Source organism: Nonomuraea sp. NPDC050540, from assembly GCF_044457485.1.
GTDB lineage: Bacteria > Actinomycetota > Actinomycetes > Streptosporangiales > Streptosporangiaceae > Nonomuraea.
In genome coordinates, this window is record NZ_JBITHA010000005.1 from 45,382 (window position 1) to 58,558 (window position 13,177).

At 72.2% G+C, this 13,177-nt stretch carries 13 protein-coding genes; 7 read left to right on the forward strand and 6 right to left on the reverse strand.

The window, feature by feature from the left end:
- Positions 1 to 4: 4 nt before the first annotated feature.
- From ACIBI5_RS18185 to ACIBI5_RS18195, 3 genes are all read left to right on the forward strand, one after another.
- Complete coding sequence (locus ACIBI5_RS18185) at positions 5 to 958, forward strand: LysR family transcriptional regulator (RefSeq protein ID WP_397248113.1); 954 nt, start codon at positions 5 to 7, stop codon at positions 956 to 958.
- Positions 918 to 2,132, forward strand: coding sequence for an alpha/beta fold hydrolase (locus ACIBI5_RS18190; protein WP_397248115.1), 1,215 nt, complete (start codon positions 918 to 920; stop codon positions 2,130 to 2,132). The genes ACIBI5_RS18185 and ACIBI5_RS18190 overlap by 41 nt, the downstream gene beginning before the upstream one ends.
- A 62-nt stretch (positions 2,133 to 2,194) precedes the next feature.
- Positions 2,195 to 3,919: a hypothetical protein gene (locus ACIBI5_RS18195; RefSeq protein WP_397248117.1), complete on the forward strand. Its 1,725-nt coding sequence runs from the start codon at positions 2,195 to 2,197 to the stop codon at positions 3,917 to 3,919.
- Between the two features lie 18 nt (positions 3,920 to 3,937).
- On the opposite strand, the gene ACIBI5_RS18200 is transcribed toward ACIBI5_RS18195, so the two are convergent.
- The 3 genes from ACIBI5_RS18200 to ACIBI5_RS18210 form a co-directional block, all read right to left on the reverse strand.
- Complete coding sequence (locus ACIBI5_RS18200) at positions 3,938 to 5,425, reverse strand: ATP-binding protein (protein WP_397248119.1); 1,488 nt, start codon at positions 5,423 to 5,425, stop codon at positions 3,938 to 3,940.
- Positions 5,422 to 7,071, reverse strand: coding sequence for an FAD-dependent oxidoreductase (locus ACIBI5_RS18205; protein WP_397248121.1), 1,650 nt, complete (start codon positions 7,069 to 7,071; stop codon positions 5,422 to 5,424). The genes ACIBI5_RS18200 and ACIBI5_RS18205 overlap by 4 nt, the downstream gene beginning before the upstream one ends.
- Positions 7,072 to 7,142: 71 nt before the next feature.
- On the reverse strand, positions 7,143 to 7,769 hold the full coding sequence (locus ACIBI5_RS18210) for an NAD(P)-dependent oxidoreductase (RefSeq protein WP_397248123.1): 627 nt from the start codon (positions 7,767 to 7,769) through the stop codon (positions 7,143 to 7,145).
- Between the two features lie 52 nt (positions 7,770 to 7,821).
- Between ACIBI5_RS18210 and ACIBI5_RS18215 the strand changes: the two genes are divergently transcribed.
- The gene (locus ACIBI5_RS18215) at positions 7,822 to 8,424 is read left to right on the forward strand and encodes a TetR/AcrR family transcriptional regulator (RefSeq protein ID WP_397248125.1); all 603 of its coding nucleotides are present in this window, start codon (positions 7,822 to 7,824) and stop codon (positions 8,422 to 8,424) included.
- Here the strand turns inward: ACIBI5_RS18215 and ACIBI5_RS18220 are convergent.
- On the reverse strand, positions 8,414 to 9,088 hold the full coding sequence (locus ACIBI5_RS18220) for a ThuA domain-containing protein (protein ID WP_184967134.1): 675 nt from the start codon (positions 9,086 to 9,088) through the stop codon (positions 8,414 to 8,416). The two genes, ACIBI5_RS18215 and ACIBI5_RS18220, sit on opposite strands and share 11 nt — an antisense overlap.
- 88 nt (positions 9,089 to 9,176) lie before the next feature.
- Between ACIBI5_RS18220 and ACIBI5_RS18225 the strand changes: the two genes are divergently transcribed.
- Genes ACIBI5_RS18225 through ACIBI5_RS18235 form a run of 3 tightly spaced genes read left to right on the forward strand, consistent with a single transcriptional unit; the run spans position 9,177 to position 11,675 of the window.
- Positions 9,177 to 10,040: an NAD-dependent epimerase/dehydratase family protein gene (locus tag ACIBI5_RS18225; RefSeq protein WP_397248127.1), complete on the forward strand. Its 864-nt coding sequence runs from the start codon at positions 9,177 to 9,179 to the stop codon at positions 10,038 to 10,040.
- On the forward strand, positions 10,040 to 10,894 hold the full coding sequence (locus ACIBI5_RS18230) for an RNA polymerase sigma-70 factor (protein ID WP_397249127.1): 855 nt from the start codon (positions 10,040 to 10,042) through the stop codon (positions 10,892 to 10,894). The genes ACIBI5_RS18225 and ACIBI5_RS18230 overlap by 1 nt, the downstream gene beginning before the upstream one ends.
- A 19-nt stretch (positions 10,895 to 10,913) precedes the next feature.
- The gene (locus ACIBI5_RS18235) at positions 10,914 to 11,675 is read left to right on the forward strand and encodes an SDR family NAD(P)-dependent oxidoreductase (RefSeq protein ID WP_379625040.1); all 762 of its coding nucleotides are present in this window, start codon (positions 10,914 to 10,916) and stop codon (positions 11,673 to 11,675) included.
- A gap of 1 nt (position 11,676) precedes the next feature.
- Here the strand turns inward: ACIBI5_RS18235 and ACIBI5_RS18240 are convergent, their stop codons facing one another.
- Entirely contained in the window at positions 11,677 to 12,300 is a 624-nt protein-coding gene (locus tag ACIBI5_RS18240; protein WP_397248129.1) for a MerR family transcriptional regulator, read from the reverse strand.
- A 16-nt stretch (positions 12,301 to 12,316) separates the two neighbouring features.
- Positions 12,317 to 13,156, reverse strand: coding sequence for a LysR family transcriptional regulator (locus ACIBI5_RS18245; RefSeq protein ID WP_397248131.1), 840 nt, complete (start codon positions 13,154 to 13,156; stop codon positions 12,317 to 12,319).
- Between the last annotated feature and the right edge of the window lie 21 nt (positions 13,157 to 13,177).

A 13,177-nucleotide genomic window follows, 5' to 3' on the forward strand; every position in this document is an offset into this window, starting at 1 on the left:
CGCCATGAGCCTGGAACTACGCCACCTGCGGACCGTCTGCGCCATCGCCGACGCGGGCAGCCTGACCAAGGCCGCCGCCGCGCTCGGCACCTCGCAGCCCGCGCTCACCGCGCAGCTCCAGCGCATCGAGCGGGCGCTCGGCGGCCAGCTGTTCGCGCGCGGCAGGCAGGGCGTGGAACCCACCGCGCTCGGCGAGTACGTGCTGGAGCGCTCGCGGCTGCTGCTCATGGGCATGGACGAGCTCGTCCGCGGCGCCGCCGCACACCCCCAAGGAGAGGTACGGCTGGGCGGCGTCGCCGGCCCGATCCTGCCCGGCCTCATCGAACGGCTGGGCGACCAGGTCAGCTCATTCACCGACGACTCGCCCCGGCTGCTGTGCGACCTGGTCGCCGCCGGACGCCTGGACGCCGCGGTCGTGGCCGACTACCGCGAGCACGAGCTGCGCCCGCCGACCCCGCTGCGCTGCGAGGTGATCGCCGAGGAGCCGGTCTTCATCGCGCTGCCGGAGCGGCACCGGCTGGCCGTACGCGAGGAGATCGACCTCGCCGAGCTGGCGGGGGAGTCGTTCGTGCTGGCGCCGCCGGACGGCGGCGGCTGGCCCGAGTGCTTCCTGCTGGCCTGTGTACGCGCCGGGTTCGCGCCGCGTACCCCGCACAAGGCCTCGGACGGCTGGGTGATCAGGGAGATGGTCACCGCGGGCGGCGCGGTCGCGCCCTGCCGCGCCACGTTCGCCGAAAGCCCCGGGCTGGTGATCAGGCCGCTGGCCGGGACGCCGCTCACGATGCGCCACCTGCTCGTGTGGCATCCGGACGGCCCGGTGGCCGAGCGGTCAGGCGAGGTACGGCGGCTGGCCGCGGAGATCTTCGCGGCACATGCCCGGGAACGGCCGAGATACGTGGGCTGGCTAGGGTTGCGGGGTGAGAGTGACGATGCCCGGCCTGACCGCCGTCGACCATGAGTTCACCGTTCCGCTCGACCACGACGACCCGGGCGGCCCCGCCATCCAGGTCTTCGCCCGTGAGATCGCCGACCCGCCCAAGGCCGGCGACGACCTGCCGTGGGCGGTGTTCCTGCAGGGCGGCCCCGGCGGAAAGTCCCCCCGCCTGTTCGGCAAGGCCCACTTCCGCCACATCCTGAAGACCCACCGCGTGCTCCTGCTCGACCAGCGCGGAACCGGCAGGAGCACCCCCGCCCAGCCCGCCGGCGCCGATTACTACCGCCACTTCCGCGCCGACTCGATCGTGCGCGACTGCGAGCACATCAGGAAGGCGCTCGGCGTCGAACGGTGGGAGACCTGGGGCCAGAGCTACGGCGGCTTCCTCACCATGACGTACCTGTCGCTGGCCCCCGAGGGCCTCAAGGCCTGCCACGTCACCGGCGGCCTGCCCGGCCTCACGGCCACCGCCGACGACGTCTACGCCCGCACCTACCCGAGGGTCGTGGAGAAGACCGCCGCGTACTACCGGCGCTACCCCGAGGACGCCGCCGTGGTCGAGCGCGTCGCGCACCACCTGCTGGCCAACGAGGTCGTGCTGCCCGACGGCGACGTGCTCACCCACCGCCGCTTCCAGATGCTCGGCATGCAGTTCGGCATGAGCGACGGATTCGAGAGCGTGCACTGGCTGCTGGACGAGGCGTGGGCGGGCGACCGCCTGTCGGACACCTTCCTCTACGGCGTCATGGCCGCGACCGGCTTCATCGGCGCCCCCCTGTACGCCCTCATGCACGAGCCCTGCTACGCCCAGGGCGCCGCCACCGACTGGTCGGCGGAACGGCTGCGCCCCAAGGAGCTCGACGAGCCCGGCACGTTCACCGGCGAGATGACCTACCCGTGGATGTTCGACGAGATCCGCGCCCTGCGCCCCTACCGGGAAGCCGCGCACGCGCTGGCCGCCGACGCCACCCTGGGCCCGCTCTACGACCCGGACCGCCTGGCCGGCAACCAGGTGCCGGTGGCCGCGGTGGTCTACCACGACGACATGTACGTGGACGCTCGGCTGTCGCTGGAGACCGCGGCCCACGTGGGCAACGTCCGCACCTGGGTGACCAACGAGTACGAGCACAACGGCTTCCGCGCCGACGGCGAGAAGATCTCCGCTCGGCTCATGGACATGATCTCGGGACAGGCATAACGCCCGCATAACCGGATGGGGTAACGGGCGGGTTAGGCGGTGATCGATGGAATCGCCGCACTATGCAGACGTCAGTCATCGATCGCCCGGTCGCCGGACCGGCGCCCGTATCCCGTTCTCGTCCCGCGCGCCTGCTGTGGTCGCTGGCCGGCGGCTGGCTCGCCCACCTGCTGCTGCGGCTGTGGTTGTTCCGCTACCACGCGGGGCCCGTGGCCAACCCCGACGAGATCGGCTACCTGCTGGCCGCCCGCTGGCTGGCCGGGGGGCCCGGCGGCGACTACTCCGGCAGCACCTTCTACCAGGGCGGCTACCCGCTGCTGCTGGCGCCCCTCTCCTGGCTGAGCACCGACCCGGCCACCGTCTACCGGCTGGTGTCGGGGCTCGGGGCGGTGGTCTCCGCCTCGGCGTTCCCGCTGGCGTACCTGGTGCTGCGGCGGCTGGCGCTCGGGCGGCGGGCGGCGCTGACACTGGCGTTCGTGGCCGGGCTGGCGCCGTCGCTGCTGGTGTTCTCCGGGCTGGCGCTGGTGGACGCGGTGCTGCCGACGCTGGTGCTGGGCTGGCTGGTCGCCCTCCACGACCTGGTGACCCGCCGGAGCGTGGTGCCCGGGGTGGTGGCGGGGGCGCTGTCCGGGCTCGCTCTGGCCATGCACATGCGCGGCGCGATCCTGTTCGGGGTATTCGTGGTGTGTGTGCTGAGCGTGCTGGCCTGGCGGCGGGCGCCGCGGCGGGCCGGGCTCTGGGCGCTGGGGGCCGCCGCGGCCGCCGGGGGCGCGGGGATGCTGGTCAACGCCCGGCTCAAGGCCGCCCTGTATCCCGGCGGCGCCAAGGACCTGTCCGGGCTGGCGCTGGAGCGGATGACCAGCCTGGAGGGGCAGGCGCGGTCGCTGGCCGGGGCGGCCGGGCAGATCTGGTACCTGGTCACGGCCACCTGGGGCATGGCCGGGGTCGGCATCGTGGCGGCGCTGGTGGTGCTGGTGCGCAGGGGCTCGCCGTACCGTGTGGCGGCGGGGGTGGCGCTGGCGCTCACCCTGGGGATCGCGTACGCGTCGTCGGCGGCCCTGCCCGACGAGCACCGGGTCGGCAACTACGCCTACGGGCGCTACCTGGCCTGCGTGGCGGTGGCGTGGACGCTCGTGGGGCTGGCGGCGCTGCTGCGCTCACGGCGGCGGGCGGCCCTGGCGGGCGCGTCGGCGGCGGCGGGGCTGCTGGCGCTGTCCGGCGGGCTGGCCGCCTGGTACGCGGGCGACCGGCTGACCCGCTACCACTACATCGCCTTCGACTTCCCCGAGACCGCCTTCCTCAGCGGTGTACGCGACCGGTTCGACCCGGTGGGTGCCTCGCTCGCGGCGCTCGTCCTGCTGGCCGCGATCACCGCCGCGGCACTGGTCCGCACAAAGGGGCTGATCCGGGAGAAGGAGCAGGTCCGTGAGAAGGGGGTGACTCACACGAGGACGGCGGGCGCGCTCGTGCTGGCCTTCGCGCTGGCCGTGCCCAACGTGGCCTTCGCGGCTGACCTCGCGCCCAAGTCGGCACCGGCGGCCGGGAACGACGGCCTGCCCCGGCTCACGCACGGCCGCGTCGGCCTCGACACCCGGGTGAAGTGGAACATCTGGGTGCATCTGATCCACCGGGTGCACTGGACCGCGGTCGAACGCGTCAGACCGGCCGAGGGCCCTCTGCCCGAGGGCCTGTGCACGGTCGTGGCCGCGCCGGAGGCGGGCGCGCCCCCGGCGGGCTGGAAGGTCACCGCCCGAGGCCAGGGCTGGGTCACCTGGACCGCATGCTGAGACGGCCTGCTGAGGTGGTCATGCCTGGGTCTGGACGGCCTCCCTGAGCGGCAGCCGTACCTCGAACCAGGTGTCTCCCGGCACCGACCGGCACTTGAGTTCGCCCCCGTGCCGCCCCGCCACGATCCGGTAGGAGATGTCCAGCCCGAGGCCGGTGCCCTGCCCGACGGTCTTCGTGGTGAAGAACGGCTCGAAGATGCGATCCCTTATGGCCTCGGCCACGCCGGGGCCGGTGTCGCCGATCTCGATGATGGCCTCGTCCTCGTCGTGGGCCGTCCTTATCGTGAGCGTGCCCTCCTCGCCCATGGAGTCCAGGGCGTTGTGGATCAGGTTGGTCCACACCTGGTTGAGCTCGCCGGCGTAGGCGGGGATCGTCGGCAGCGTGCGGTCGTAGTCGGTGACCACGGTGATCCCCGGGCCGATCTTGCCGCGGAAGATCGTGACCGTGCTGTCCAGCAGGTCGTGCACGTCGACCATCTGGAACGGCGCGCGGTCCATCTGCGAGTACTGCTTGGCCGAGGCCAGCAGCTTGGTGATGCGCTCGGTGGCCTCGGTCACCTCGTTGAGCATCTGCGAGATCTCGACCGCCTCGGCCAGCCAGCGCAGCGCGCCGGGCACGTGCTCGCGGCCCACCTTCTGTGTGATCTTGTCCAGGTTCATCTGGTCGAAGCCCGCGTTGACCAGCGCGGGCGCCAGGTCCCACGCGTCGCTCACGCCGATGGCCTCCAGCGCCTCGCCCAGCTCGTCCTCGGCGTCGGAGATCTCCAGCGGGCTGCGGGGCGGAAGCCGGCCTACGGCGCTCGCGCACGCGTCCTGCATCTCGATCATGTGCCGGAGCTTGCTCGGCGGTATCCCGTCCTCGGCCAGCTGCGCGAGCTGCATGCGGGAGTCCTTGATCAGCTGGCGCAGCTCGCCCACCGCCCGCACCGCCGCGGCGGAGGGGTTGTTCAGCTCGTGGGTCAGGCCCGCGGTGATCGTGCCCAGGGCGGTCAGCCGCTGACGCCGGTCGATGACCTCCCGCTGCATCCTGCCGCCGGACAGCACGCCGTCGAGCAGGTGCATCGCCATCGGGAACCACTCGGTCACGATGTGCGCGAACTTCTTGCCCGGCAGGATGAACATCCGCGTCGGCGCCGTCGCGCGCAGCGTGTGCTGGTAGGTGCCGGGCGCCCGGTCGGCCAGGTAGGCGGAGGTGGCGCCGCCGTACACACCGGGCTGGGAGGTGCGGGGCATGGCGACCGTGCCCGCGCTGAGGGTCTCCTGGATCATCTGGATCTCACCGGAGATCAGCACCGCGAAGCACTCGGCCGGCTCGCCCTGCGTGACGATGTTCTCCTCGGCGGCGAACTCCACCACCTTGCCGCTCATCGCCAGCTTGGTGAGCTGCCCGTCGGTGAGCTTCTCGAACAGGAAGAGCTTGCGCAGTTCGTCTATGTCGATGGGCCCGTGGCCGCTGTCGACGACCGCGCACGCCACGTCCGGTTGTTCACCGTGTAGATCGGTCATTGCTTCTCCAGGTAACGGTGCACGAGCGAGACGGCCATCGCCCCCTCGCCGACGGCCGAGGCCACCCGCTTGATCGAATCGGCCCGCACGTCGCCGGCCGCGAACACCCCGGGCACATTGGTCTCCAGGAAGTACGGCTCCCGCCGCGCCGACCAGTTGCGCGGCCGCTTGCCGCCCTGCACCAGGTCGGGCCCGGTCAGCACGAATCCGCGCGCGTCCCGCTCCACGGCCTCGCCCATCCAGTCGGTGTACGGCTCGGCCCCGATGAACACGAACATCCACTGGGTGTCGATGTCGCGTTCCTCGCCCTTGGTGGAGACGGTCACCCGCTCCAGATGCCCGTCACCGTGCCCGGCCGTCACGTGCGTCTGCACGTGGACCTCGATGTTCGGGATCGCCGCGATCTGCTCGATGAGGTAGTGCGACATGGAGGCCTCCAGTCCGTCACCTCTCACCAACAAATTGACCTTGCTCGCGAATCCCGACAGGTAGACGGCGGCCTGCCCGGCCGAGTTGGCCGCGCCCACGATGCAGACCTCGCTGTCCCTGCACGAGGGGGCCTCGGTGAGGGCGGCGCCGTAGTAGACGCCCTGGCCGACGAAGTCGTCCAGGCCGGGGGCGGTCAGCCTGCGGTAGCTGACGCCGGTCGCCAGGATGACGGCGTGCGCGGCGATCTCGCCGCCGTCGTGGAAGCCGATCACCCGGGCCTGGCCGCGCGGCTCCAGGCTGGCGACCTTGCGGGCGGTGAGGATCTCGGCCCCGAACTTCAGCGCCTGGCGGCGGGCCCGGTCGGCGAGCTGCGCGCCGGAGACGCCGTCGGGGAAGCCCAGGTAGTTCTCGATCCTGGAGCTCTGCCCGGCCTGGCCGCCGGTGGCCAGCGACTCGACCAGGACGGTGTTGAGTCCCTCCGAGGCTCCGTACACGGCCGCGCCCAGCCCGGCGGGGCCGCCGCCGATGACGATCAGGTCGTAGAAGTCGGTGGCCGGCGTGGTGGACAGGCCCACGGACATGGCGAGCGTGGCCTGGTCGGGCGCCTCCAGCGTGTCGCCGGCGGCGGTGACCACCAGCGGCAGCCGGCAGTCCTCGCCGGCGGCGGCGATGAGCTGGGTCGCTTCCGGGTCGTCGGCCAGCATCCACTGGTAGGGCACCTGGTTGCGGGACAGGAAGTCACGCACCTTGTACGACCCGGACGACCACCGGTCGCCGATCACCCGCAGCTCGGCCCGCTCCTTGCGGTCGGTGCGCTGCCAGGCGTCGAGCTGGTCGTCGATGACCGGGTAGAACTTCTCCTCCGGCGGGTCCCAGGGCTTGAGCAGGTAGTGGTCGAGGTCGACCACGTTGATCGCCTGGATCGCGGCGTCGGTGTCGGCGTAGGCGGTGAGCAGGACACGCCGGGCGAAGGGGTACATGTCCATCGCGGCCTCAAGGAACTGCACGCCGTTCATCTGCGGCATCCGGTAGTCGGCGAGGATGGCCGCCACGTCGTCGCCGCGCAGCCGCATCTCCTTGACGGCGTCCATGCCCTGCTGCGCCGCCTCCGCGCGGACGATTCTGTACTGCTGGCCGTACCGGCGTCTGAGGTCGCGGGCGACTGCCCGCGACACGCCAGGGTCGTCGTCGACTGTCACGATGACCGGCTTGTCCATGCCCGTCCCTTCCCCAAGGTTCCTAAGGGAAGGATGTCATGGCTTTTCCAATGAAGAGGTAAGCCGCCGCTTCAGTACGCGACGTCGACCGTGTGCCGGTGAGTGTCCGGGTCGGGCAGCACGCGGAGCACGGCGTCGGCCAGGTCGGCGCGGCTGATGGACATCCCGCCGCGCACGCAGTCGTCGACGGCGGTGCGGTAGGAGCCGCGGGCGGGGGAGTCGAGCAGGCGGGGCGGGCGGACGACGGTCCAGTCGAGCGGGCTGTCGCGGATCCACCGGAGCACGCGGACGTTGTCCTGGTAGGGCGTCCTCAGGAAGAGCGAGCGAATGACGATCTTGGTCAGCCGCTGCGCGACCGTGTCGGACGGGCCGTCCGCCATGCCGTTGGTGACCACCACGAGGCGCTTGACCCCGGCGGCGTCCATGGCGCCGATCACGTTGGGCACGCCTTCGGAGTAGACCGTGGGCGGGCCGCTCCTGGCCGGTCCGGCGAGGAAGACGACGGAGTCGCAGTCGGGCTCGATCGTCAGCGTGCCGGCCTCCATGACGTCGCCGGCCACCACGCCGAGCCCCGGATGTTCCTCCGTGACCGCCTCGGGGCGGCGGGCGACCGCGGTGACCACGTGGCCCTCGCGCAGCGCCTGGTCGACGAAGAGGCGGCCGGTGCCGCCGGTCGCGCCGTAGACGGTGAGTTTCATCCGCACAGTCCTCTCTGGTGAGTAAATGCTCACTCACCCCTATGATGGGTGAGTGCCTACTCACCGTCAAGCCGAGCAGACTCGCGAGCGCATCATCGAGGCCGCCTACCAGGCCATTCTTGAGCACGGCATCGCCGGTGCCACCACCAAGCGCATCGCCCGGCTGGCCGGATGCTCGGAGGCGCTGCTCTACAAGCACTTCAACGCCAAGGAGGAGCTGTTCCTGGCGGTGATCCTGGAGCGCATGCCCGCGCTCGCCCCGCCGCTGAGACGGCTGCGCGCCGCCGCGGGGGAAGGAGACCTGAACGCCCACCTGACGGAGTTCGCGCTCGCCGCCATCACCTTCTACGCCAGCACCGCGCCCATCGCCTCCGGCATGATCGGCGACCCCACGCTGCTCGGAACGTTCCGCGGGATGCTGGCGAACCTGGACGCCGGGCCCCACCTGCCGATCCGGATCCTGGCCTCGATCCTGCGCTCCGAGCAGGACGGCGGGCGGATCACCGCCGGCGCCGACTGTGACGCGCTCGCCTCCCTGCTGATGGGCGCCTGCTACCACCGGGCTCACCTGTCGTACTTCGTGGACCAGGCGGTGAGCACCGAGGACTACGCGCGCGCCGTCGTCGCCACCCTGTTCGGTGCCCCTACTCGCTGAACTCCACCGGCCGCTTCAGCAGCCACAGCGCCGCCCGGCGCAGCAGGGTGCGGTGAACCTCGTTGTCGTAGGAGCGGGTGTCGTGGCCCAGGGCGTCGTAGACGACGCGGCCGCGCCGTACCGGACGGGCCCAGACGAGGGGCTGGCCGTTCGCCGAGGCCAGCGGCCGCACGTCGGGCAGCACGTCGAGATCGCTGTAGACCTCGTCCACGAGGTCGAAGTCGCGCAGCCCGGCCACGATCGGGTGGCCGCCGTGCACCCGCACGCCCGTCCAGCCCAGCGGCGGGTGATGGGACTTGGGCCAGGTCCAGCAGCCGCCGAGCACCCTAGGCCAGCCCTGCCAGTCGTCGAAGCAGATCGCGGCCGTGTGCATGCAGAGCAGCCCGCCGCCGCGGTCGAGGTGGTCGAGCAGCGTCGTGCGCGCCTGCGCGGGCAGCTCGAAGCGCCATCGCTCGCGCTGGTCGGCGAAGCGGTCGAGGTCCATCCGCCAGCGCAGCGCGTTGACGGTGATGAGCGGCACCTCGGTCGGCTCGCTCAGCGCGCCGGCGATGTCCTCGGTGATCTCGGACTCGACGCCCACCTCGGCCAGCACCTCGGCCAGCGCCGCCGACGTGGCCTCGAAGTCGTGGAAGAGGCCTCCGGAAAGGATCAGATTTCTCGCCACCCACAAACCTCATCACGGAAGTTGTCACAACCCAAGGGGGTGTTCCGTCCAGTAGACGACAGCGCCTGCCATAAGCCTTGGAGTGATCATGAGAGTGCTCGTCGCCGGAGCCACCGGAGTCATCGGCCGCCGGCTGGTCCCGCTGCTGGACGCGGTCGGCCATGAGGTGATCGCGGGCTCGCGGTCCACCGGCTTCGACGCGCTCGACCACGACGCGGCGGTGCGCTACGTCCGCGCGGCCGCGCCCGATGTGATCGTCAACCTGCTGACCGCGATCCCGCACGCGATCGACCCGCTCACCTTCGCGCGGGACATGGAGCAGACCAACCGCCTGCGCGCCGAAGGCACCCGCACGCTCGTCGAGGCCGCGCCGGGCGCGCGGATCATCAGCCAGGGTCTCGCCTACGCCTACGAGCCCGGCGACGGCCCCGCCGACGAGGAGACCCCGCTCTGGCAGGATCCGCCCGCGGAGTTCGCGGCGGTCCGCGACGCGCTGCTCGACCTGGAGACGCTCACCGCGCGGGCGGGCGGCCTGGTACTGCGCTTCGGCCACCTGACCGGCCCCGGCACCGCCTACGACGACGACGGCTCCACCACCCGGGCGGTCCTGGCCGGTCAGCTGCCCGTCGTCGGCGAGGGCGGCTCGGTCTTCTCCTTCACCAACACCCACGACGCGGCCACCTCGGTCGTCGCCGCGCTCGACCGCGACCTCACCGGCGCGCTCAACGTGGTCGACGACACCCCGGTCACCATGGCCGAGTGGCTGCCCGCGCTGGCCGCCCGGCTCGGCGCGCCGGAGCCGGCGCGGGTGCCCGTCGAGATGGCGAGGCCGGCCGTGGGCGGCTGGGGCGTGGCGTTCATGACCGGCCTGCGCGGCGCCGACAACGCCCGCGCCCGGCTCCAGCTCAACTGGCGGCCCCGCCACGCGGCCTTCCTCCACGAGACGGCATGATGCTGGGCGTGGACGCATTCGAGGAACACCGCCCCATGCTGCTCGGGCTGGCATACCGCCTGCTCGGCAGCATGTGGGACGCGGAGGACGTCGTCCAGGAAGCCTGGATCCGCTGGCAGGCGACCGATCAGGAGGAGGTCAGGGAGCCGCGGGCGTTCCTGGTGACCGTGGTCTCGCGCCTGGCGCTGGACCAGCTGCGCTCGGCGCGGGTCAAGCGGGAGGCGTACACCGGGCCGTGGCTGCCGGAGCCGGTGCCCGCCGCGCAGGTGGGCCCGCTCGACACCGTCGAACTGCGCGACACCGTGGCCTTCGCGACCCTCCATCTCATGGAACGGCTGACGCCGCCGGAGCGGGCGGTCTTCGTGCTCCGGGAGGCCTTCGAGCTCCCGTACCCGGAGATCGCCGAGATCGTCGGCGTGACGCAGGCCAACGCCCGGCAGATGCACCACCGGGCGACCGTACGGCTGGCCGAGGGCCGCGACCGCTTCACCCCCACGGCCCAGCAGCACACCGAGCTCCTGACCCGCTTCATGGAGGCCGCGGCCGGCGGCGACATGGCCGCGCTCACCTCGCTCCTGCACGAGGACGTGGTCATCTGGAACGACGGCGGCGGCAAGGTGCGCGCGGCACTCAAGCCGATCCACGGCCGGGACAAGGTCATCGCCTTCCTGAACGGCCTCATGTCGCGCTACCTGTTCGGCGAGATGCGGCTCGGCGAGACCAACGGCCATCCGGCGCTGCTCACCACGGTGGGCGGCGCCGACCAGCTCGTCAGCCTGGAGATCCGGGACGGCAAGATCGTCACCATGCTCGGCGTCCTGAACCCCGACAAGCTCACGCGGATACGCCCATGATCGGCTTATAGTCGCCCGTATGGATCTCGGCATCGCGGGCAAGGTAGCACTGGTCACCGGCGGCAGCGCGGGCATCGGCCTGGCCTCGGCCAAGTCTCTGGCCAGGGAGGGCGCCAACGTCTGCGTGAGCGCGCGCAACCCCGAGCGCCTCGCGGACGCGGTGGTCGAGCTTCAGGAGTTCGGCGGCGTCGTGCACGCCGTCCTCGCCGACGTGGAGGACCCCGCGGCGGCGGCGCGCGTGGTGGCCGAGACCCGCGACGTCCTCGGGCCTGTGGACATCCTGGTGGCCAACGCGGGCGGCCCGCCCGCCGGCCGCTTCGTGGACATGGGCCTGGCCGAGTGGGACGTGGCCGTCCAGCGCAACCTGCTCGGCACCGTCCGCCTGATCCACGCCGTGCTGCCGGAGATGCGCGCGCGCCGCTGGGGCCGCATCGTCACGATCACCAGCCGCTCGGTCCGCGAGGCCCTCGACGGCCTGGCCCTGTCGAACGCCACCCGGTCGGCGGTCGCGGGCGTCGTACGGACCCTGGCCAGGGAGGTGGCCGCGGAAGGCGTCCTGATCAACAATGTCCTGCCGGGCTCGGTCGACACCGACCGCCTGCGCGAGCTGTCCGGCAGCGCCGAGAACCTCGCCGCCCGTGCCGCCGCCACGCCGATGGGCCGCATCGGCCGCCCGCAGGAGATCGGCGACGTGGTGGCGTTCCTGGCCGGGGAACCGGCCTCCTTCGTCACCGGCGCCTCGCTCCTGGTGGACGGCGGCGAGACCCACGTGATCGCCTGAATCAGCGCTTCAGGCGGCGGGCCGACTCCGACTCCTGGGCCAGGCGCCTCAGGGCGTCGAACGCCTTGCCGTACAGGACGGTGCCGAGCACCAGCGCCTCCACGGCGGCGTCGCGCGGACCGTCGAACGGGATGGTCGCCATCTCGAACTCGCGCACGATCCGGTCGGCGGCCTCGGCGTAGGGGGCGAGGTCCGGTTTCATGCCCAGGCTGCGCATTCTGAGGAGGATCTCGGCCAGTTCCGCCCTGGGCGGCGCGTCGGGGAGGACCCGCCAGCCGTGCTCGGCGACCACCCGGTCCACCTCGGCGCGGGCGGCCTCCAGTTCGTCGCCGGGTTCGGCGGGGGAGACCTCGGGCGCGAGGGCGTAGTGGGCGGTGCCGAGCATGGTGTGGACGGGCAGGCTCTCGTCGTCCACCGCCTCGATGATCTTCTTGATCGAGGCGACGGGGAGCTTGCCCACCTCCAGCAGGGCGCGGATCAGGCGGAGCCGGCGCAGGTGCGTGTCGTCGTAGTCGGCGCGCGTCGCAGAGCGCTGCTCACCCGGGTGCAGCAGGCCCTCACGCAGGTAGTACTTGATCGTCGGCAGGGCGACACCGGACTCGGCGCTCAGCTCTGAGATGCGCATCGGTAGACCATAACGTCTAACCGGAGCGCGCGAGCTGACGGGCCGCGGTGACGAGGTCGTGCACCTCCGCCTGGCGGTTCCACAGGAAGACGACCTCGATGGGCGGCACCGCCTCCGCGATCGGCACGAACGCCAGCGCCTCCGGCACGGGCGTCCCCTTGCGTACGCACAGGGTGTAGCCGGCGCCGGACTCGACCAGGTTCACCGCCAGGTCGTGGGTGGCGGCGGCCGGGCCGAGACGGGGGTGCAGGCGGTGGCGGACGAAGCCGGACAGGAAGCGGCCGCCGTCCGACTCGGGCATGACCAGCGGCTCGGCGGCCAGGGCGGCCAGGGGCAGCGCGTCCTGGCCGGTCAGCGGGTGCTCGCGGGGGAGCAGGGCGTGGACGGCGGCGCGCTGGATGAGCGTGCGGGCCACGCCGCGCGGCAGCGTGCCGGGGGCGTAGCCGAGCCCCGCCTGCAGGCTGCCGTCGGTGATCGAGACGATCTGCTCCGCGGTGCTCATGGGCGCCACGCGCAGCCGGGGCCCGCCGGGCAGGTGGGACAGCAGCCGCGCCTGCACGTCGCCGAGCCCGTCCGCCACGCCGATGCGCAGCGCCTGCCCCTTGCCGCGGGCGGCGGCCACGGCGCGCTCGAAGGCGTCCACGGCGACGGTGGCTTGGGCGAGGAACACCTCTCCCGCCTCGGTGAGCCGCACGCCGCTGGACGAGCGGGTGAACAGCTCCGCGCCGATCTCTCTCTCCAGCGCCTTGAGCTGCTCGGAGAGGGTGGGCTGGGCGATGTGCAGGACGCCGGCCGCGCGGCGCAGGCTGCCCGCCCGCGCGATCGCAATGGCGTAACGCACCTGGCGCAGATCCATCCATCACCTCGTTTATCGGCT